This window comes from Microvirgula sp. AG722 (genome assembly GCF_003269145.1).
GTDB classification, from domain to species: Bacteria; Pseudomonadota; Gammaproteobacteria; order Burkholderiales; family Aquaspirillaceae; genus Microvirgula; species Microvirgula aerodenitrificans.
The window spans coordinates 416535-436231 of sequence record NZ_QLTJ01000002.1 but is presented as its reverse complement, the minus strand read 5'-3'; the positions used below and the strand labels follow the sequence as shown (position 1 = coordinate 436231).

The window sequence follows — 19697 nt, the reverse complement described above, 5'->3', positions numbered from 1 at the left end:
TAGTTGCACGATACCGGATCACTCACGCGCGTCGGTAAATTATGCAATCCAGAAGATACAGGCATCGCTAATATAGATTTCTGCCCGAGGCGCTGTCAATTAAGCGTACGCCAACGGTCTTGACGCGTGCATGGCCGTGAACCAGCGGCGCTACGGTACCACAAATCATGCGTCAGACCCTTGAACACGTCGTCCTCCCCAACCCCTGCTGCGATAGCTGGTGGAAAAGTCGGACAGACCAGCGATTTCACTTTCCGGATTTCGGTCGGATCTAATGGCAAACGCATTAAATCCAACTTGCGAAAGGTAATATAGCTGGTCGCGTTGTACGTCACCGATTGCACGCAACTCCTGTCTGTAATTGTATCTTTCTCGCAACAACTTTGCGCTGCTATAGCCTCTTCCGTCGGCAAATTGCGGAAAATCGATGGCAATTAGTGGCAAATTTGCAACATCCGCCCCCATTTCGGCCGGCTCCTGATCGGCCGCAAGCCACACGCCAACCCGGCCGGCATGTTTTTCCAGCGCCTCGCGCCGGGTCTGCCACAGGGCCAGTGGCACGATCACGTCGCCGGACGCCGGCAGCGCCTCCGTTTCCGGATCGCGCAGCAGGGTCCAGTCATCGTTGCCGATGACCGCGCCGGCATCAGTGAGTCTGATCAGCTTTGGCATATACGCGTTCCTTGAACGGTTCCGCGCCGATGCGGCGCAGGGTGTCGATAAAGCGCTCACCGGCAGCACGGTGTTCGATATAGGTATGCAGCAGCTTTTCGATGACGTCCGGCATGTCGGCACGCGCGAACGACGGACCGATGACCTTGCCCAGCGATGCACTGCGGCCGGCGTCGCCGCCCAGCGTGACCTGGTACCACTCCTCCCCGTTCTTGTCGACGCCGAGAATGCCGATATGGCCGATATGGTGGTGACCACAGGCATTCATGCAGCCGGACAGGTTCAGTTCGAGGTCGCCGAGGTCTTCCAGGTAGTCGAGGTTGTCGAAGCGCTCGGCGATGGCGGCAATGACCGGGATCGACTTGGCGTTGGCCAGGGAACAGTAGTCGCCGCCCGGGCAGCAGATCGCGTCGGTCAGCAGGCCGATGTTCGGCGTTGCCAGCCGCTGCTCCCGCGCCAGTTGCCACAGCGTGTACAGGTCGCGCTCGCGCACGTCCGGCAGGATCAGGTTCTGGTTGTGGCTGACGCGGACTTCACCGTAGCCGAAGCGGTCGGCCCAGCCGGCGGCGGCTTCCATCTGTTCCGAGCTGATGTCGCCGGGCGGCAGCCCGTGCGGTTTCAGCGACAGGGTGACGGCGCGGTAGCCGGGCACCTGGTGGTCCAGGGTGTTGCGTTCCAGCCAGCGGGCGAAAGCACGGTCGTCGCGGCGCTGCGCGGCGAAGCCGGCATCCGGTGTTTCCAGCGTGTCGTAAGCCGGCGGCGCGAAGTGGCGGGTCAGCATGGCGATGGTGTCGGCGCTGACGGTGCCGACGCCATCCTTCAGATGACGCCACTCGTCCTCGACCCGTGCGGCGAAGGCTTCCGGCGTCATTGCCTTGACCAGGATCTTGATGCGCGCCTTGTACTTGTTGTCGCGCCGGCCATAGCGGTTGTAGACGCGCAGGATGGCGTCGAGATAGGTCAGCAGGTGTTCCGGCGGCAGGAAGTCGCGGATGACGCTGCCGATGATCGGCGTGCGGCCGAGGCCGCCGCCGACCATGACCTTGAAGCCGATCTCGCCGGCCTCGTTGCGCTGCGCACACAGGCCGACATCGTGGAACCAGCTCGCGGCGCGGTCCTCGGTGGCCGAACCGTTGACGGCGATCTTGAACTTGCGCGGCAGGTAGGCGAACTCGGGGTGCAGCGTCGACCACTGACGAATCAGTTCACAGTACGGGCGCGGGTCGAACAGCTCGTCGGCGGCGACGCCGGCGAAGTGGTCGGTGGTGGTATTGCGGATGCAGTTGCCCGAGGTCTGGATGGCGTGCATGTCGACGTCGGCCAGCCGGTCGAGGATGTCCGGCACGGTTTCCAGTTTCGGCCAGTTCAGTTGCAGGTTCTGGCGGGTGGTGAAGTGGCCCCAGCCCTGGTCGAACTCGCGGGCAATGGCGGCCAGCGCCCGCAGCTGGACGCTGGACAGGGTGCCGTAGGGAATGGCGATGCGCAGCATGGGCGCATGGCGCTGGATATACAGGCCGTTCTGCAGGCGAAGCGGTCGATAGTCATCCTCGGACAGTTCGCCGGCGAGAAAGCGTCGGGTCTGGTCGCGGAACTGGTCGACGCGCTCGCGTACGATGCGGCGGTCAAAGTCGTCGTACTGGTACATGGCTCGATTGCAGGCATTGATGACACGCGCAAAGGCGGTCGGGCGGATCGGGAAACGCCACTCAGGCAGCGGGTTTCAGCATATGGACGTGCAGGCCGCACTCCTTGTTTTCGGGATTCTCCCACCACCACCGGCCGGCGCGCACGTCTTCGCCGACGGCGATGGCCCGCGTACAGGGGGCGCAGCCGATGGACGGATAGTGCTGGTCGTGCAGGGTGTTGTAGGGCACGTCGCGGGCGCGGAGGTAATCCCAGACGTCGCGTTCGCTCCATTCGAGCAGCGGGTTGAATTTGGTCAGCCGGTACTGTTCGTCGTATTCGCTTTCGCCCAGCCCTTCGCGGGTCACCGACTGGGCACGGCGCAGGCCGGTCACCCAGGCATTGCGGCCGGCCAGTGCGCGGCGCAGCGGTTCGAGCTTGCGTGCCGCGCAGCAGGCCTTGCGCGCGTCGACGCTGTCGTAGAAACCATTGATGCCGTGTTGTGCGACAAAGGCTTCCACGCCCTGATGATCGGGAAACAGCACGTCGATGCGCTGCTGCGGATAGCGGCTGGCCGTTCGCGTCATCAGTTCATAAGTCTCTGCCGGCAGGCGACCGGTATCAATGCTGACGATATCGATATCGATATTCCCGTCGGCGATAAGGTCGGTGATGACCATGTCCTCGGCGCCGAAGCTCGTCGTGAACACTGCCGGGGCATGCCCGCTGGCGATTCCGGCGAGTAGCGCGCGCGCGGCCGCGACTTTGGCGTCGAGTTCCACTGCATTCTCCTGTTACTGGCTGAGGCCGTATCGTACCCAGACGGCTTTAGAACACCAAAAGAAGATTGTGTTAGAGTTTAAGCGTTCAGGGTTATTTAGAAACCGGCGGCCAGACGACAGGGGGCCGCCCGGCAGGGGAGCAGAATGAAGCTGCAGCAGTTGCGTTATCTGGTGGAGGTCGCCAAGCAGGGCCTGAATGTGTCCGAGGCGGCGGAGAAGCTCCACACGTCGCAGCCCGGGATTTCCAAGCAGATTCGCCTGCTGGAAGACGAACTGGGCATTCAGGTGTTTATCCGCAACGGCAAGCGGGTGGTGGCGGTCAGCGAACCGGGTCAGCAGGTATTGGATATCGCCGGCCGCATCCTGCGCGAAGCGCAGAACCTGAAGCGGGTCGGCGACGAGTTCGCCCGCGAGGAAGAGGGCGAACTGACCATCGCCACCACGCACACCCAGGCACGCTATGCGCTGCCGACCGCGGTGCAGGCGTTTCTGAAGCGCTATCCGAAGGTCTCGCTGCGCATCAAGCAGGGCAATCCGATCCAGATCTGCGAAATGGTCGTGGCTGGCGAGGCCGATTTTGCCGTGGCGACCGAAAGCATCGACCAGTTCTCCGAACTGACCGCACTCGACTGCTACCAGTGGAACCGCAGTGTGGTGGCGCCGCTCGGCCATCCGATCCTGTCGCTCGACCATCCGCTGACGCTGGCGGACATCGCCGCGTGGCCGATCGTGACCTACGACTACGCGTTTGCCGGCCGCAACAATATCAACCGTGCCTTCGAACTGTCCGGCATCGAACCGAACATCGTGCTGACCGCCATCGACACCGACGTGATCAAGACCTATGTCGGGCTGGGACTCGGGGTCGGCATCATCGCCACCATGGCATTCGAGCCGGAGCGCGACACCCAGCTCGGCTTCGTGCATGCCGAGCACCTGTTCCTGCCGTCGACCACCCGGATCGGCATCCGCCGCGATGCGTACCTGCGCGGCTTCGCCTACCACTTCATCGAACTGTTCGCCCCGCACCTGACCCGTCAGGTAGTTGACCGCAGCATGCGCGGCGGCGACGACGAATAGTCCGGACCGGAAGGCCAAAGCGGCAAAAACAGAAGGGAGCCCCAGGGCTCCCTTCTGTTTGTCTGCAAACCGGCGCCATGCCGCCCGCAGTGACCGGCAGTCTAGATATCGGTCTCGACTTCGTTGCCGTGCGCTTCCATCCAGGTGCGGCGACTGCTGGCCTCGCCCTTGCCCATCAGCATCGAGAACATCCTGCGGGTGTCGTCGTGGGCGTCGGTGCGGATCTGCACCGGCAGCAGCCGGCGGGTGTCCGGATTCATGGTGGTGTCGCGCAACTGCTCCGGGTTCATCTCGCCCAGGCCCTTGAAGCGGCTGACCGACCAGCTGCCTTCGCGCACCTGCTCGGCGCGCAGCCGGTCGACGATGCCGTCCATTTCCGCCTCGTCCAGCGCGTAGAACTTGCGCGGCGGACGGGTCTTGCCCTGGCCGGGAACGTCGACGCGGAACAGCGGCGGCTGTGCCACGTAGATATGGCCGTGTTCGACCAGCTTCGGGAAATGGCGATAGAACAGCGTCAGCAGCAGCACCTGGATGTGGGAGCCGTCGACGTCGGCATCCGACAGGATGGCGATCTTGCCGTAGCGCAGGCCGGACAGGTCCGGCGCATCGCCGTCACCATGCGGATCGACGCCGATCGCCACCGAGATATCATGAATTTCGGCATTGCCGAACAGCTGGTCGCGGTCGGTTTCCCAGCTGTTCAGCACCTTGCCGCGCAGCGGCAGGATGGCCTGGGTTTCCTTGTCGCGCGCCAGCTTGGCCGAACCGCCGGCCGAGTCGCCCTCGACCAGGAACAGTTCGTTGCGCTCGATGTCCTCGCTCTCGCAGTCGGTCAGCTTGCCGGGCAGCACGGCGACGCCGGAGCCCTTTTTCTTTTCGACCTTGCGCGTGGACTTCAGCCGGTGCTGCGCCTGGCGAATGGCCAGCTCGGCGATTTTCTTGCCGTCGTCGACATGGGTGTTCAGCCAGTGCTCGAACGGGTCGCGCACCATGGCCGAGACCAGCTTCAGCGCATCGCGGTTGTTGAGCTTTTCCTTGGTCTGGCCCTGGAACTGCGGGTCAAGCACGCGGGCCGACAGCACATAGCGGGCGCGGCTCCATACGTCTTCCGCCAGCAGCTTCACGCCGCGCGGCATCAGGCCATGGTGCTCGACGAAGGCTTTCATTGCCTCGAACACGCCGGTGCGCAGCCCCGCCTCGTGGGTGCCGCCGGAGGCGGTCGGGATCAGGTTGACGTAGCTTTCGCCGCCGCCGGTGCCTTCCTCGAACCAGGCAAAGGCCCATGCCGCACCTTCGCCCTCGGCAAAGGTGTCGTGATCGGGGCCGGCATAGTGTTCGGCGGCGAACGGCGGCGCCAGCGGCGCGTCGCTGTTGCACAGCTCGTCCAGATAGCTTTTCAGTCCGTCCGGATAGCGCCAGGTACGGGTGTCGCTGCTGCCGTCGGCCTTTTCGATCGTCAGCGTCACGGCCACGCCGGGCAGCAACACCGCCTTGGCGCGCAGCAGGCGTTCGAGCTCGGTCATCGAGTAGCGCGGGCTCTCGAAGTATTTCGGGTCCGGCCAGACGCGGACGCTGGTGCCGGAGGTCCGGGCACCGCATTCACCGATCTGCGTCAGCGGTTCGATGACGTCGCCGCCGGAGAACACGATGCGCCATACCGCGCCGTCGCGCTTGACCTCGACTTCCAGCCGGGTCGACAGCGCATTGGTGACCGAGACGCCGACACCGTGCAGGCCGCCGGAGAACGCATAGGCGCCGCCGGCCGTCTTGTCGAACTTGCCGCCGGCGTGCAGCTGGGTGAACACCAGCTCGACTACCGGAATGTGTTCGGCCGGATGCAGGCCGACCGGAATGCCACGGCCGTCATCCTCGACCGACAGCGAGCCGTCCGTGTGTACGGTGACGGCAATCTTGCGCGCATAGCCGCCCAGTGCCTCGTCCGCCGCGTTGTCGACGACTTCCTGGCAGATATGGGTGGGGTCGGTGGTGCGGGTGTACATGCCCGGCCGTTCCTTGACGGGCTCGAGGCCCTTCAGGACACGGACGGCACTTTCGTCGTAAGTCTGACTCATCAGGAAAATCTACGGAGTTTCGCGATCTGGTGATTGTGGAGTGGTGACAGCAACAGCAGTGACAGCGTCGCGCCGATCAGCGCGCACAGCATGTCCCACTGTGTATCCCACGGATCGCCCTGGGTGGCGAGGAATTCGTCGGCGCCCTGGCCGATGGCCATCGCCGCCGCGAATTCTAACAGTTCGTAGGCGGCACTGATGGCCAGGCAGATCGACAGGGTGATGAAGGTCAGCCATTTGCCGGCGTGCAGCGGCGAGCGGCGGAGCAGGATCTCGCGGACCGCCAGTGCCGGCACGAAGCCCTGCGCCAGGTGGCCGAGGCGGTCGAACGGATTGCGTTCGGTACCGAGCTGCTCGCGCAGCCAGTTGCCGAACGGCGTCTCGGCATAGGTGTAGTGGCCGCCATACAACAGCAGGATCATGTGCAGCGCCACGGCGGCGCACAGCAGCGGCGTCAGCGGGAAGCGGCGCCAGCTCAGGGCGATCAGCGGCGCGGCCAGCAGTACCGGCGCGACTTCCAGCCACCAGGTCGGGCGGTCGAACGGCAGGATGGCCGACCAGGTCGCCACAACGGCGACCAGCGCGGCCAGCCCGTACGGGGGGCGGGGTGTATTCAGCATGGATGTCCGGAAAGGGTCAGGCTTTGCGCCACTTGATGCCGCAGCCGATGCTGGGCTTCTGTTCGGTCAGCGGCGGCTGGCCGGCCAGCATGGCGGTGACGGCGCGCCTGAGGTCGGCGGCGTCCGCAATGCCATTGCCGGGCCGGCTGGCATCGAGCTGGCCGCGCCAGACCAGGTGGCCGCCGGCATCGAACAGGTACGGGTCCGGGGTGCAGGCGGCATGGAAGGCGTGGGCAACCGACTGGTCTTCGTCATACAGGTACGGAAAGGTGTAGCCGAGCAGGTGCGCGGTCTCCGCCATGCGCGCCGGCGCGTCGTCCGGATAGGCGACCACGTCGTTGCTGGAGATGGCGACCATGCCGATACCCTGTGCCGCCAGTACCGCGCCCAGCGGGGCGAGCACCGGGTCGATGTGCTTCACATAAGGGCAATGGTTGCAGATGAAAATGACCAGCAGGCCGGCCGGACCGGCAAGCTGCTCGCTGCGGTAGCGGCGGCCGGTGCCGTCCGGCAGCTCGAACGCCGGCAGCGGGTAGCCGAGCGGCAGCATGGAAGAAGGGGTCAGGGCCATGCACAGCTCCTTTTCGCAATCGGCGCGGCACCGCCACGCCGGGCGGGTCGATAAACCTCCCGGAAGCCGGGGGGCAGGGCGCTACGACTGGCGGGCGTCCAGCCCGCGCAACAGACGGGCGAGCTCGGTCAGCGCCGATTCGTACACGCCGCGTTTGAAGTCGATCACGCTGTCGATGGGCGACCAGTAGTCGCTCCAGCGCCAGCCATCGAACTCAGGATGGCTCGATGCCCGCAAACAGACGTCGGAGTCACGTCCGGTCAGGCGCAGCAGGAACCAGATCTGTTTCTGTCCCTTGTAACTGCCTCGCCATTCCCGACGGACCCAGTTGGGCGGTACCTCATAACGCATCCAGTCGCGGGTGCGACCGAGGATCTTCACGTGATGAGGGGACAAGCCCACTTCTTCCATCAGTTCGCGGTACATGGCCGCTTCCGGGCTTTCGCCCGGTTTGATACCCCCTTGTGGAAACTGCCACGAGTGCTCGCGCACCCGCTTGCCCCAGAACACCTGATTTTTCGCGTTACAGAGGATAATTCCCACGTTGGGGCGATAGCCGTCCCGGTCCAGCATAGTGAGAAAACCAAAATCCGTTGAATTGAGTCGATTTTTTCACAGAGCCCCGCCCGGAGCAACGCGCCTGAACGATTAAACGGCGGAAAGACCGGCGGGGCGTTTTGTCAAGCCTGTATTTGGCCGTGGCGGAAGCGTCCGACCAGCCCGATCAGGCGGTCGGCGGTCACGTCCAGCGCCCCGGCGACCTCGGCTGTTTCGTTGACCAGCTGGCCGGTCTGCGCAATCTGGCCGGCAATGGTGACGATGCCCTGGGCCACGGCGTCGCTGGACACTTCCTGCTCCTGCATCGACTTGCTGATCTCGCTGGTCTTGTCCAGCGTGCCCTCGGCGCTGGCACGGATGCGGCCCAGCGTCTGCTGCACGGTGTCGAGCAGGGTCAGCCCGTCGTGCATGCGCTGGCTGGCCTCGTTCATCTGCCCGGCGACATCATCGGTGTCGGTGCGAATGGCGCCGATCAGGGTGGAAATTTCGACCGTGGCCAGGCTCGAGCGTTCCGCCAGCTTGCGCACTTCGTCGGCCACCACGGCAAAGCCGCGGCCCTGCTCGCCGGCCCGCGCGGCTTCGATGGCCGCGTTCAGCGCCAGCAGATTGGTCTGGTCGGCGATTTCACGGATGGTCACGATAATGCGGCTGATTTCCTGCGAGCGGGCATGCAGGCCCTCGATGCGCTGGGTGGCATCGTTGACCTGGCTGGCCAGCTGGCGAATTTCGGCGGTGGTGGCATTCATGTGCTCGACCCCCTCGTCGGCCAGGCGGCGCGAGGCATCGGCATTGTCGCGACTGGCATGCGCATGGCGCACGACCTCGGCAATGCCCTGGCTCATTTCCTCGCCGGCATCGGCAATGCGGTTCGACGATTCGGTCTGGGCGCTGCTGGCCTCGGAGGCCTGGGCGCTGATGGCGGTAAGCTGGCGCGCGGCGGTGGCCAGTGTGGCCGCGTTGTCACCGACTTCGCTCAGCGATTGCTCGAAGGTGGCGGCCAGACGGTCGAAGCTGCCGGCCATGGCGGCGATTTCGTTCTTGCCCTTCATGCCGGTGCGCAGCGACAGGTTCAGCGAACGGGCCATGTCGTCCATCAACTGGCGCAGCTGGTTGATCGGCTTGAGGATGCTGCGCAGCGTCATCAGCGACATGACGATGACGATGGCCAGCAGCAGCGCGGTAATGCCGCCCGTGATGGCCAGCGAGCGGCGGGCGTCGGCCAGGTGGCTGTCGGCCTTGGCCTGCATGGTCAGGCTCAGCGTGTCCTGCATGCCCTTGATCGCGTCGATATGCAGTGTCGAGGCCTTGAACCAGTCGGCAGGCTTGACGCCGACGGCGGCGATTTCGCCCGGCACGATCAGTGAATCACGCATCTTCTGCCCGCCCTGGTATTCCGGCGTGCCCTGGATGATCTTGTACACCTCGCTCATTTCCGGCGCGGCAGCGCGCTCGAACTGCTTCTCACAGGCCGCCTGCTGGCCCATGCCGCCGATGATGCGGTCGCGGGCGGCAGTGTCGAGCTGGCCGGCAGACAGTGCGCCGTTCAGCGTGGCGCGTTCGCGGCCGGCGAATTCCTTCTGGCACATCAGGCCGAGCAGCGCGGTGGTGTCACGGGACAGCTCCGGGTCGCGGGTGGCATGTTCCAGTGTGCCGACAAAGGCGAACAGCTCGTCGATCAGGCTGGTATAGGCCGCCAGCGCCTGGGCCGGCTGCAGCTGGCGCGCGTCGAGTCTGGCGCGCAGCGCGGCCAGTTCGCCGAGCTTGGCTTTCAGCGGTGCGATATTCGATTGTATGGCAATCGGCAGCGGGCGATTCTGGATGAAATCGAGCAGGTTGGCGTTGGCGCGATCGCTGTCCTCACGGGTCGCGTCGACCGGCTTGCGGTCAGGGTCGCCGTTCAGGAAGCCGATCGAGCGGCCGCGTTCGGCCTGCAGGGCATGAACCAGGTCACCGGAGGCGGTCGAGAAAGCGATCAGCGCCGATGTCGACGCCATCTCCTCGATGGTGTTCCAGCTTCTGTTTGCGTCGTATCCGGCATAGCCGGTCAGTGCAAGCAGCGGCACGGCGATCAGCAGGGACAGACGAGTGCGAATGGACAAGTCGGGCATGGCGGATTCTCTGACGGAGCCGGAGACGGCAGTCGGGCGGTGCCGGATCGGTCATGCTGCTTCGGACTGCCCTGCAACGCAGGAGCGGTCGGGAATGAGACAAGTCAGGACCGTGCCGGCGCAAGATAGGTCATCGTGCTTTAACTATGACGAATGGAATATGATTCTCGTCAACAAAAGGTGAAAAAAAACCCGCTCATCCTAGCAGATGGAGCGGGATTTGCCTTGGCCAGATGTTACGGATAGACCCAGGCGATGCTGTAGCCCTGCGCACGCAGGGTGCCGAGGTTCAATTGCATGTTGACCTTGACCTCCTTGTTGGCGGCAAAGGCCGGCTGTTTCTGCTCGCCGGCAGGCAGCCATTCCTTCGGCGGGAAGACCTTTTTCAGCAGCACGTGCTCGGAGGCGTCCTTGAACGTGACCTGCATGTACGGCCAGTCCATGTCGTAGTCGGCGTGGTTCATGACCGTGGCGGACAGCTGCACCAGTGCGCTCTGTTCCGGGATAAAGCTCATTTCCGACCACTCGGTGCGCAGCAGCTCGCTCTGGCGCGGCAAGGGCACCGTGCAGTCGAACGCCTTACAGGCGGCTTCCAGCGGCGCGCGGGCGCCCGGCACCTGGCTGGCGATCTCGGTACGGAACAGGTACACCAGCTGGGCGGCCAGGGCGATGGCGGCCAGCAGGGCGCCGATCAGCCACAGCCAGGCGAAGCTGCGCTTCGGCCCGGCGGTCTTCTTCCTGGCTTTTTCGGAGCGGGCGGGACGCACCGGCCGGTCTTCCGGCAGCGGGACCGGCGTGTGCTCGTCATCGACGCGCAGCGGAGTCTTGTGGTCGCCGATCCTGACGTCGAAGTCCGGCTCGGTGGTGGCGCTGACGACGGCGCCGACGACCGGTTCGACCCGGGGTGGCGTCTTCAGGCTGTCGAGCAGGCTGGCGAAGTCGGGCTCTTCATTCCTGACCGGCGTCTCGGGTTCCGGGGGCTGCGCTTCCGGCTGCCGGTCTTCCTGCAGCGGCGGCAGCGGTGGCACTTCCGGCTCCTCTGCCGGCGGGGGCGGTGTCTCGACTTCGCCATAACTCGACAGGGTGGCGAGGTCGGGCAGGTCGAGGTCGAAATCGTGCGAGCTGCCGGCCGGTGCCAGTTCGGTTTCGTCGCTGGAGGCTTTCAGCGGCTCGGCTGCCCATTCGCCCGACTTGGCCTGGCGCATGCGATGCGCGAGCCGTTGCGCCTCATTGGCCGGGGCGTTTTCATCCCACGGCGCGGTTGATCCGGTGCCGGGGGTCGCAAAGTCTTCGGCGCGTGCGCCGGCCGGGGCGGTCGTGTCGGGCTCGACCGGCGTTTCCGCTGCCGGCTCTTCTTCCAGATGCGCTCTGGCGTTGAACACCGTGCGGCAGCGTCCGCAGCGCACCAGCCCGTCTGCAGCGTCCAGCTGTTCGGGTTGCAGGCGGAAGCGGGTGTCGCAATGAGGGCATTGGGTTGTATACATGGGGTCAGCTATGGGTTTTCTCGGTTCTTGCTTATGAGGTTACACAGGCGGGTACGATAAATGCAAATGCGCCGCTCGGCTGCGGCGCATTGCAATTATGTCAGCGTAATCAAACACTCCGTCTGGTACCCGTCAGTCGGGTCCAGCCCTCGTCGAATACCGGCGCATCCATGTCGAACCACTGACTGTACAGGCGGGACAGTTCCTCTGCCTGCTCGTCGAGGATGCCGGACAGCACGATGCGGCCGCCGGGGCGCACGTGGGAGGCGAGCAGGTCGCCGAGCACACGCAGCGGATTGGCGAGGATATTGGCCAGCAGCACGTCGTACTGCGACGCCTCCACCAGCGTATCGGGCAGACCGAAGGTGGCGGTGACGCTGTTCTGAGCCGCATTGTCATTGCTGGCGGTGACGGCCTGCTTGTCGATGTCGATGCCTACCGCATCGGCGGCGCCCAGCTTCAGCGCGGCAATGGCAAGGATGCCGCTGCCGCAGCCGTAGTCGAGGATATGCTCGCCGCCGGTGATGCTGGCATCCAGCCACTGCAGGCACAGCCGCGTGGTCGGATGGCTGCCGGTGCCGAAGGCCAGGCCCGGGTCCAGGGCCAGGTTGATGGCATCGGGCGCCGGCGACTCATGCCAGGTCGGCGTGATCCACAGCCGGTCGGAAATGCGGATCGGGTCGAATTGCGCCTGGGTCACCCGCACCCAGTCCTGCGCCTCGACCGTCTCTTCCTTCCAGGCCGGCAGGGCCATGCCGGCCTCGGCGGCCGCGGCGGCGATCATCACCGCCACGTCGGCGTCGGCGTCGAACAGGGCGATGATGCGGCTCTTGTCCCACAACTGGTCGACCGGCTCGCCCGGTTCACCGAAGATCGGTTGCTCGAATTCGGTACCCGCCGCCGCATCCTCGATGGCGGTGGACAGGGCGCCGAGTTCCATCAGTGCGTCGGCGAAGCGTTCAGCGATACGGCTGTCAGCATCGATAGAGACTTGAAGCCAAGCCATGTCAGCCCTTCTTGTTTCGTTCTGCAAGCCGGTGCTCCAGATAGTGGATGCTGGTGCCGCCGCGCTGGAAGGCGGCGTCCATCATCAGTTCCTGGTGCAGCGGAATATTGGTCTTGATGCCGGAAATGGCCAGTTCGGACAGCGCCACGCGCATGCGGGCAATGGCCTGGTCACGGGTATCGCCATAGGCGATCAGCTTGCCGACCATCGAATCGTAATACGGCGGGACGGTATAGCCCTGGTAAATGTGCGAATCGATGCGGATGCCGGGGCCACCGGCCGGGTGATAGCTTTCGATCTTGCCCGGGCTCGGCACGAAGGTGAACGGGTCTTCGGCGTTGATGCGGCACTCGATGGCGTGACCGTGGATCTTCACGTCCTTCTGCGTGTAGCGCAGCTTTTCGCCGGCGGCCACGCGGATCTGTTCCTGGACGATGTCGATGCCGGTGATCAGTTCGGTCACCGGGTGTTCGACCTGGACGCGGGTGTTCATTTCGATGAAATAGAACTCGCCGTTCTCGAACAGGAACTCGAACGTGCCCGCGCCACGGTAGCCGATGCGGCGGCAGGCTTCGGCGCAGGCTTCGCCGATCTGCTTGCGCTGCTTGTCGGTGATGCCGGGGGCCGGCGCTTCTTCGATGACCTTCTGGTGACGGCGCTGCATCGAGCAGTCGCGTTCGCCGAGATAGATGGCGTGGCCGTACTCGTCGGCCAGCACCTGGATCTCGATGTGACGCGGTGTCTCGAGGAATTTTTCCATGTACACGGCCGGGTTGCCGAACGCGGACTGGGCCTCGGTCTTGGTCATGTTGACCGCGTTGATCAGCGAGGCTTCGGAATGCACGACGCGCATGCCGCGACCGCCGCCGCCGCCGGCCGCCTTGATGATGACCGGGTAGCCGACTTCGCGGGCCGTCTTGGTGATTTCGGCCGGATCATCCGGCAGTTCGCCGCCGGAGCCCGGTACGCAGGGCACGCCGGCTTCGATCATGGCCTGCTTGGCACACACCTTGTCGCCCATCTGGCGGATGGTTTCCGGACGCGGGCCGATAAAGACGAAGCCCGACTGCTCGACGCGCTCGGCGAAATCGGCGTTTTCCGACAGGAAGCCGTAGCCGGGGTGGATGGCCTGGGCATCGGTGACTTCGGCAGCGGCGATGATCGCCGGCACATTCAGGTAGCTCAGCGCGGACGCGGCCGGACCGATGCACACCGATTCATCGGCGAGCTTCACGTACTTGGCTTCGCGGTCGGCCTCGGAGTGGACGACCACGGTCTTGATGCCCATTTCGCGGCAGGCACGCTGGATGCGCAGCGCGATTTCTCCGCGATTGGCGATAAGGATTTTTTCAAACATGGCGGGTCTCCGCGACTCGTCCGTCATGGCGCGACACCGCTGACCGGTGTCGGTCCGACTGTCCGGTCCGGGCAGGATGCCGGAGCGGGACCGCCGGGACGGCGACGAGTGGGGTTGCAGGCTGCATCCGTGAAACGTGAAACGTGAACCGTCAGAAGAATCACCGCCAGCGGCATCGCCTTCTCAGGGTTCACGTTGCACACGCGGGAATTACTCGATGACGAACAGCGGCTCGCCGTATTCGACCGGCTGGCCGTTTTCGGCCAGGATCGACTTGATCACGCCGGAACGGTCCGCTTCGATTTCATTCATCAGCTTCATCGCTTCGATGATGCACAGCGTATCGCCGACATTGACCGTCTGGCCGACTTCGAGGAACGGCTTCGAACCCGGGCTGGACGAGCGGTAGAAAGTCCCGACCATCGGCGACTTGATCAGCTTGGTGTCGTCGACGACCGGCTTGGCCTCGACCACCGGGGCTGCTGCCACGGGGGCGGCGGCCGGTGCCGGGGCCTGCATCGCCATCGGCGGTGCGGCGTAGCTGACAGTGTTGCCTGCCTGCACGCGGGTGATGCGGACTTTTTCTTCTCCCTCGGTAACTTCGAGTTCGGCGATGCCGGATTCCTCGACGAGGTCGATCAGTTTTTTCAGCTTGCGAAGGTCCATGGCGGATTCCCGTAAGATTTGCTTGGGCGGCGCACCGGGCGGATGGCTCAGTGGGCCGCCAACGAGTCCAGGGCGATATCGAGTGCGAATTCGTAGCCGCGCGCACCCAGCCCGCAGATCACGCCGACCGCGAGGTCGGAGAAATACGAGTGGTGTCGGAACGGTTCGCGCTTGTGCACATTGGAGAGGTGCACCTCGACGAAGGGGAGATCGACAGCGGCAAGCGCATCGCGCAGGGCGACGCTGGTGTGGGTGAATGCCGCCGGATTGATGACGATGAACCCCGTGCCGTCCTCGCGGGCGGCATGGATGCGCTCGATCAGCAGGTGCTCGGCATTGGACTGGAAGGTATCGCAGGCCACGCCGCGGGCACGGGCCCGCTCGATCAGACGCGCATTGATCCCGGCGAGCGTATCTGCGCCATAATGCTGGGGTTCACGGGTGCCGAGCAGGTTCAGGTTCGGTCCGTGCAGCACAAGTACGCGGCTGGGGTTTCGGGGGTTTGTCGTCGACATGGCGGCGATTTTGCGGCAAACGTTCGCGAACTGGCAAGCAACTTCCGTTACAAGTGACTCGAAAATGGTCACCGCCATGCTGCTGCCGGCCTGATTTTTCAGAGTATTTGCTCGATTTTCCCGCTCGTCGTCTCCGCACTCGCAACAGGGTCATGGCGGCATTTTGCAGGTAGGGACCGGGCAAAACGTTATAATCCGGCGATTGCCTTCCGGCCGTGCCGTTCCCCATGCTGCTTTCCGAATTCGATTACGACCTTCCCGAGCGCCTGATCGCGCAGTTTCCTCCCGAACAGCGCGGCAACAGCCGGTTGCTGCACGTTGAGGGCGACCGCCTGAGCGACCTGCGTTTTCCCGACCTCATCGGGCTGCTCGCCCCCGGCGACCTGCTGGTGATGAACGATACCCGCGTCATCAAGGCACGGCTGTACGGCCGCAAGGCCAGCGGCGGTGCGATCGAGGCGCTGGTCGAGCGCGTGCTCGACGATCACCATGCGCTGGCTCATGTCCGCGCCTCCAAATCGCCGAAGCCGGGCACCCGGCTGCTGTTTGCCGACCGCTGGGAGGCGGAGATGGTCGAACGCCAGGGCGAACTGTTCCTGCTGCGCTTCCTCGGCGACCGCGACGTATACGCGATCCTCGACGACGCCGGCAAGCTGCCGCTGCCTCCATATATCGAGCGGGCCGCCGGCGGTGACGACGAGTCGCGCTATCAGACCGTGTATGCCCGCGAACGCGGCGCCGTGGCGGCGCCGACGGCCGGCCTGCACTTCACCGACGAGATCCTCGCCGCCATCCGCGCGCGCGGCATCGGCACGGCGACGGTCACGCTGCATGTCGGCGCCGGCACTTTCCAGCCGGTGCGGGTCGACAATATCGACGAACACAAGATGCACAGCGAACGCTTCGAGATTCCGGTCGGGACCGTGGACGCGATCGCCGCCTGCCATGCGGCCGGTGGCCGCGTGGTTGCCGTCGGCACCACCTCGATGCGCGCGCTGGAAGCGGCGGCCCAGGACGGCGCGCTGCGCGCCGGCCGCGGTGAGACCGACATTTTCATCACGCCGGGCTACCGCTTCCGGGTGGTCGACCGCCTGCTGACCAATTTCCACCTGCCGAAGTCCACGCTGCTGATGCTGGTCAGTGCCTTTGCCGGCATCGACACCCTGCGCGGCGCATACCGGCATGCGGTGGAACAGGAATACCGCTTCTTCAGCTATGGCGACGCCATGCTGCTGGAAAAGGAGACCCGCGCATGACCGGCCTGACCCCTGCTTCTCCCCGCCCGACCGACATCGTGCTGCACACGCGCAGCGCACAACTGGAAATCGCCTTCGACGACGGCGCGCGTTTTCAGCTGCCGTGCGAATACCTGCGGGTGTTCTCGCCGTCGGCGGAAGTCCGCGGCCATGGCCCCGGCCAGGAAACGCTGCAGGTCGGCAAGCGTCACGTGGCCATAACCGATCTCGAACCGGTTGGTCACTACGCCTTGAAGCTGGTGTTTGACGACGGTCATTCCACCGGGCTGTACAGCTGGGATTATCTTTACGAGCTCGGCCTCAAGCAGGCCGAATACTGGCAACACTATCTCGACCGCCTCGCCGCCGCCGGCGCCAGCAGGGAGTAAGCATGGACAAGCAGACCCATTTCGGATTCCAGACCGTCGAAGAAAATGCCAAGGCCGGCAAGGTGGCCGAGGTGTTCCATTCGGTCGCCAACAAGTACGACGTGATGAACGACATGATGTCGGGTGGCCTGCACCGGATCTGGAAGCACTTCACGCTGAATACCGCCGGGCTGCGCCCGGGCCAGAAAGTGCTCGATATCGCCGGTGGCACTGGCGACCTGGCGCGCGGCTGGGCCAAACGGGTCGGCAAGCAGGGCGAAGTCTGGCTGACCGACATCAACAGCTCGATGCTGACCGTCGGCCGTGACCGGCTGCTGGACGAGGGTACGGTGCTGCCGGTCGCGCTGGCCGATGCGGAAAAGCTGCCGTTCCCGGACAACTACTTCGATCTGGTCAGCGTCGCCTTCGGCCTGCGCAACATGACCCACAAGGAACTGGCACTGGCCGAGATGCTGCGGGTGCTGAAGCCGGGCGGCAAGCTGCTGGTGCTGGAGTTCTCGCGCATCTGGTCGCCGCTGAAGCCGGTCTACGACCTGTATTCGCTGAAGGCGCTGCCGATCATGGGCAAGCTGATTGCCGGCGATGCTGCCAGCTACCAGTACCTGGCCGAGTCGATCCGCATGCACCCGGACCAGGAAACGCTGAAGCAGATGATGCTCGATGTCGGCTTCGGCAAGGTCGATTATCACAACCTCAGCGCCGGCATCGTCGCGCTGCACAAGGGCTACAAGTTCTGATGTCTGCCGGTCGCTAGTGCAGTCCCTTGCGGCCGACGAAATCGAGCCGGATGTTCTGCGCCCGGGCAATCTGGCGCATGCGCCTGGCCAGGTTGTGGTTGATGTAGCCGAGCATGATGACCATATGGCCGACCCGGGCCGGCATCGGCCGGGTCAGGTCGCCGGTCTTGCGGCCGCTCCAGTGCACGATGTCCTGAAAACCTTGCGCCTGCAGGGCGCGCCGGGTGGGCTCGATATGGTCGCCGCCGACAATGAGGGCTCGCATGGCGGGATCTCCGCGAATACTGACAGCCCCAGTCTACGCAGTGCTCATATTCTGAAATGCAATTAAAAATGGATTGCAAATTCAGAACTGGTATATGAGAAAGATCAAACCCGCTGTCGCGGGCGTGCTGTCGTTAATACCAGGCGAAGCGATTTCAGGTACAGTCCGCCGCCTTTTCCACTGCGACCCGAGCGGCTTCGGCCGAACCCGATGCACTACACCCTTTTCGATACCCCCGTCATTCGCACGCTGTTCGCCTGGATTTCCATTGTGCTGCTGCGCGTCAGTGGCTGGAAGCTGGTTGGCCGCTTTCCCGATCAGCCCAAGTACGTGCTGATCGCCGCACCACATACCAGCAACTGGGACTTTCCGCTGACACTCGGCATGTGCTTCGCCGCACGGGCGAAAATCTACTGGATGGGCAAGGCCAGCCTGTTTCGCGGACCGATGGGGCCGATCATGCGCTGGCTCGGGGGGATTCCGGTCCAGCGCGGCCAGCGCAATTCGCTGGTCGAACAGATGGTCGAGGTCTACCGTCGGTCCGAGCGGCTGGTGGTCGCCATTCCGCCGGAGGGGACGCGCAACCGCGTCACCGAATGGAAGACCGGCTTCTACTATATTGCCGTCGGCGCCGAAGTGCCGATCCTGATGGCCTATATGGACTACCCGAGCAAGACCGCCGGCTTCGGCCCGCTGTTCCAGCCGACCGGCGATATCGAGCGCGACATGCGCGAGATTCGCGCGTTCTATCAGGACAAGACCGGGCGTCACCCGGGGGGCAAGACCGGCAAGGCCGGTTGACGAGGCCGCGCCGGTCTTGCGTCATGCCGGGCTCAGGCCCGGGCGGACAGGGTCGGGTAGTCGGTGTAGCCGGTGGCGCCCGACGCATACACCGTGGCTTCGTCGACGGCGTTCAGCGGCGCACCCAGGGTCAGTCGTTCGACCAGATCCGGATTGGCGATAAACGGCCGGCCAAAGACGGCGGCGTCGATCAGCCCCTGCGAGATCAGCTTCTCGCCCTTTTCCGTGGTGTAACTGCCGGCGGCCAGAATTTTGCCCGGGTAGCGGTCGCGCAGCGCGCGGCGGAACGCCTCGCTGTAGGCCGGGCCACCAGCCCAGTCCGGTTCCGAGATATGCAGGTAGGCGAGATTGCGCCGCGCCAGCTCGCTGACCAGGTAATAGGCCATTTCTTCCTGCCCGGCATCGTCCAGCCCGTTGAACATCCCCAGCGGTGAAATGCGGATGCCGACGTGAGCGCTGTCCCACTCGGCGATGGTCGCATCGACCACTTCCAGCGTCAGCCGGGCCCGGTTCTCGATACTGCCGCCATAGGCGTCGGTGCGGACATTGGACTGCGGCGACAGGAACTGGGCCAGCAGGTAGCCGTGTGCGGCATGGATTTCAATCAGGTCAAAGCCGGCGCGGCGCGCGCGGTCGGTGGCCAGACGGTAGTCTTCAACCAGGTCTTCCAGTTCGGCGGTTTCCAGTGCGCGCGGCACCGAGCAGGGCACGCGGGTCAGATTGCCGTTTTCATCGCGAATGGTGGTGCGGGTGTCGGCAGCCAGCGCCGACGGTGCCACCGGGGCGGCGTGGCCGGGCTGCAGCGCGGTGTGCGAAATGCGGCCGACGTGCCACAACTGGATCGCCATGCGGCCGCCGTGCTCATGGACGGCATCGGTGATGTACTTCCAGGCGGCGACCTGGGTTTCGTCATAGATGCCCGGTGCGCCGGCATAGCCCTTGCCGACCGGCGAAATCTGCGCGGCCTCGGTAATGATCAGGCCGGCGCTGGCCCGCTGGGTGTAGTACTCGGCCATCAGCGGAGTCGGGATATCGCCCGGTTCGATGGCGCGCAGGCGGGTCAGCGGGGCCATCACAATGCGGTTGCGGAGTTCGATTGCGCCCAGGGTGAGCGGCGTGAGCAACTTGTCGGCGTTCATCGGTGGTGTCCTGAAAA

The 19697-nt window shown here is 64.6% G+C and carries 20 protein-coding genes; 5 read left to right on the top strand and 15 right to left on the bottom strand.

What is annotated here, in order from left to right; genetic code table 11:
- Positions 1-165 precede the first annotated feature (165 nt).
- From DFO50_RS05635 to DFO50_RS05625, 3 genes are all read right to left on the bottom strand, one after another.
- Positions 166-672 (bottom strand): DUF934 domain-containing protein, encoded by a 507-nt coding sequence (locus DFO50_RS05635; RefSeq protein WP_028497571.1) that lies wholly within the window; start codon positions 670-672, stop codon positions 166-168.
- On the bottom strand, positions 647-2317 hold the full coding sequence (locus DFO50_RS05630; protein ID WP_028497572.1) for a nitrite/sulfite reductase: 1671 nt from the start codon (positions 2315-2317) through the stop codon (positions 647-649). The genes DFO50_RS05635 and DFO50_RS05630 overlap by 26 nt, the downstream gene beginning before the upstream one ends.
- 61 nt (positions 2318-2378) lie before the next feature.
- Positions 2379-3077, bottom strand: coding sequence for a phosphoadenylyl-sulfate reductase (locus DFO50_RS05625; RefSeq protein WP_112692173.1), 699 nt, complete (start codon positions 3075-3077; stop codon positions 2379-2381).
- Between the two features lie 144 nt (positions 3078-3221).
- On the opposite strand from DFO50_RS05625, the gene cysB reads away from it, so the two are divergent.
- Positions 3222-4157, top strand: coding sequence for an HTH-type transcriptional regulator CysB (gene cysB / locus DFO50_RS05620; RefSeq protein WP_028497574.1), 936 nt, complete (start codon positions 3222-3224; stop codon positions 4155-4157).
- Positions 4158-4258: 101 nt separating this feature from the next.
- Here cysB and parE read toward each other — a convergent pair whose 3' ends face one another.
- From parE to aroQ, 10 genes are all read right to left on the bottom strand, one after another.
- Entirely contained in the window at positions 4259-6229 is a 1971-nt protein-coding gene (parE, locus tag DFO50_RS05615; protein ID WP_028497575.1) for a DNA topoisomerase IV subunit B, read from the bottom strand.
- Positions 6229-6849: a DUF2238 domain-containing protein gene (locus tag DFO50_RS05610; protein WP_112692172.1), complete on the bottom strand. Its 621-nt coding sequence runs from the start codon at positions 6847-6849 to the stop codon at positions 6229-6231. Before DFO50_RS05610 ends, parE begins: the two co-directional genes overlap by 1 nt.
- Positions 6850-6865: 16 nt before the next feature.
- A complete protein-coding gene (locus tag DFO50_RS05605) occupies positions 6866-7420 on the bottom strand; it encodes a thioredoxin family protein (RefSeq protein ID WP_028497576.1) in 555 nt (184 codons plus the stop codon).
- An 81-nt stretch (positions 7421-7501) separates the two neighbouring features.
- Entirely contained in the window at positions 7502-7993 is a 492-nt protein-coding gene (locus DFO50_RS05600; protein ID WP_028497577.1) for an RNA pyrophosphohydrolase, read from the bottom strand.
- Between the two features lie 107 nt (positions 7994-8100).
- A complete protein-coding gene (locus DFO50_RS05595) occupies positions 8101-10086 on the bottom strand; it encodes a methyl-accepting chemotaxis protein (protein WP_112692171.1) in 1986 nt (661 codons plus the stop codon).
- 236 nt (positions 10087-10322) lie between these two features.
- On the bottom strand, positions 10323-11570 hold the full coding sequence (locus tag DFO50_RS05590) for a DUF3426 domain-containing protein (RefSeq protein ID WP_107889357.1): 1248 nt from the start codon (positions 11568-11570) through the stop codon (positions 10323-10325).
- Between the two features lie 109 nt (positions 11571-11679).
- Complete coding sequence (gene prmA, locus DFO50_RS05585) at positions 11680-12576, bottom strand: 50S ribosomal protein L11 methyltransferase (RefSeq protein WP_028497580.1); 897 nt, start codon at positions 12574-12576, stop codon at positions 11680-11682.
- 1 nt (position 12577) lies between these two features.
- Positions 12578-13933: an acetyl-CoA carboxylase biotin carboxylase subunit gene (accC, locus tag DFO50_RS05580; protein ID WP_028497581.1), complete on the bottom strand. Its 1356-nt coding sequence runs from the start codon at positions 13931-13933 to the stop codon at positions 12578-12580.
- Between the two features lie 210 nt (positions 13934-14143).
- The gene (accB, locus tag DFO50_RS05575; protein WP_028497582.1) at positions 14144-14599 is read right to left on the bottom strand and encodes an acetyl-CoA carboxylase biotin carboxyl carrier protein; all 456 of its coding nucleotides are present in this window, start codon (positions 14597-14599) and stop codon (positions 14144-14146) included.
- 47 nt (positions 14600-14646) lie between these two features.
- Positions 14647-15114, bottom strand: coding sequence for a type II 3-dehydroquinate dehydratase (aroQ, locus tag DFO50_RS05570; protein ID WP_028497583.1), 468 nt, complete (start codon positions 15112-15114; stop codon positions 14647-14649).
- 227 nt (positions 15115-15341) lie between these two features.
- Between aroQ and queA the strand changes: the two genes are divergently transcribed.
- The 3 genes from queA to ubiE are packed head-to-tail and all read left to right on the top strand — an operon-like array spanning position 15342 to position 17475.
- Positions 15342-16370, top strand: coding sequence for a tRNA preQ1(34) S-adenosylmethionine ribosyltransferase-isomerase QueA (gene queA / locus DFO50_RS05565; RefSeq protein WP_028497584.1), 1029 nt, complete (start codon positions 15342-15344; stop codon positions 16368-16370).
- Positions 16367-16738, top strand: coding sequence for a gamma-butyrobetaine hydroxylase-like domain-containing protein (locus DFO50_RS05560; RefSeq protein WP_028497585.1), 372 nt, complete (start codon positions 16367-16369; stop codon positions 16736-16738). The genes queA and DFO50_RS05560 overlap by 4 nt, the downstream gene beginning before the upstream one ends.
- Positions 16739-16740: 2 nt before the next feature.
- On the top strand, positions 16741-17475 hold the full coding sequence (ubiE, locus tag DFO50_RS05555) for a bifunctional demethylmenaquinone methyltransferase/2-methoxy-6-polyprenyl-1,4-benzoquinol methylase UbiE (protein WP_028497586.1): 735 nt from the start codon (positions 16741-16743) through the stop codon (positions 17473-17475).
- Positions 17476-17488: 13 nt separating this feature from the next.
- On the opposite strand, the gene DFO50_RS05550 is transcribed toward ubiE, so the two are convergent.
- Positions 17489-17740: a DUF2325 domain-containing protein gene (locus DFO50_RS05550; RefSeq protein WP_051528577.1), complete on the bottom strand. Its 252-nt coding sequence runs from the start codon at positions 17738-17740 to the stop codon at positions 17489-17491.
- 210 nt (positions 17741-17950) lie between these two features.
- Here DFO50_RS05550 and DFO50_RS05545 point away from each other — a divergent pair, with 210 nt between their 5' ends.
- Positions 17951-18541 carry a lysophospholipid acyltransferase family protein gene (locus DFO50_RS05545; RefSeq protein WP_028497587.1) on the top strand — a complete coding sequence of 197 codons (591 nt, stop codon included), beginning with the start codon at positions 17951-17953 and terminating at the stop codon, positions 18539-18541.
- A gap of 32 nt (positions 18542-18573) precedes the next feature.
- Here DFO50_RS05545 and nemA read toward each other — a convergent pair whose 3' ends face one another.
- On the bottom strand, positions 18574-19680 hold the full coding sequence (gene nemA / locus DFO50_RS05540; RefSeq protein ID WP_112692170.1) for an N-ethylmaleimide reductase: 1107 nt from the start codon (positions 19678-19680) through the stop codon (positions 18574-18576).
- Positions 19681-19697: the final 17 nt, after the last annotated feature.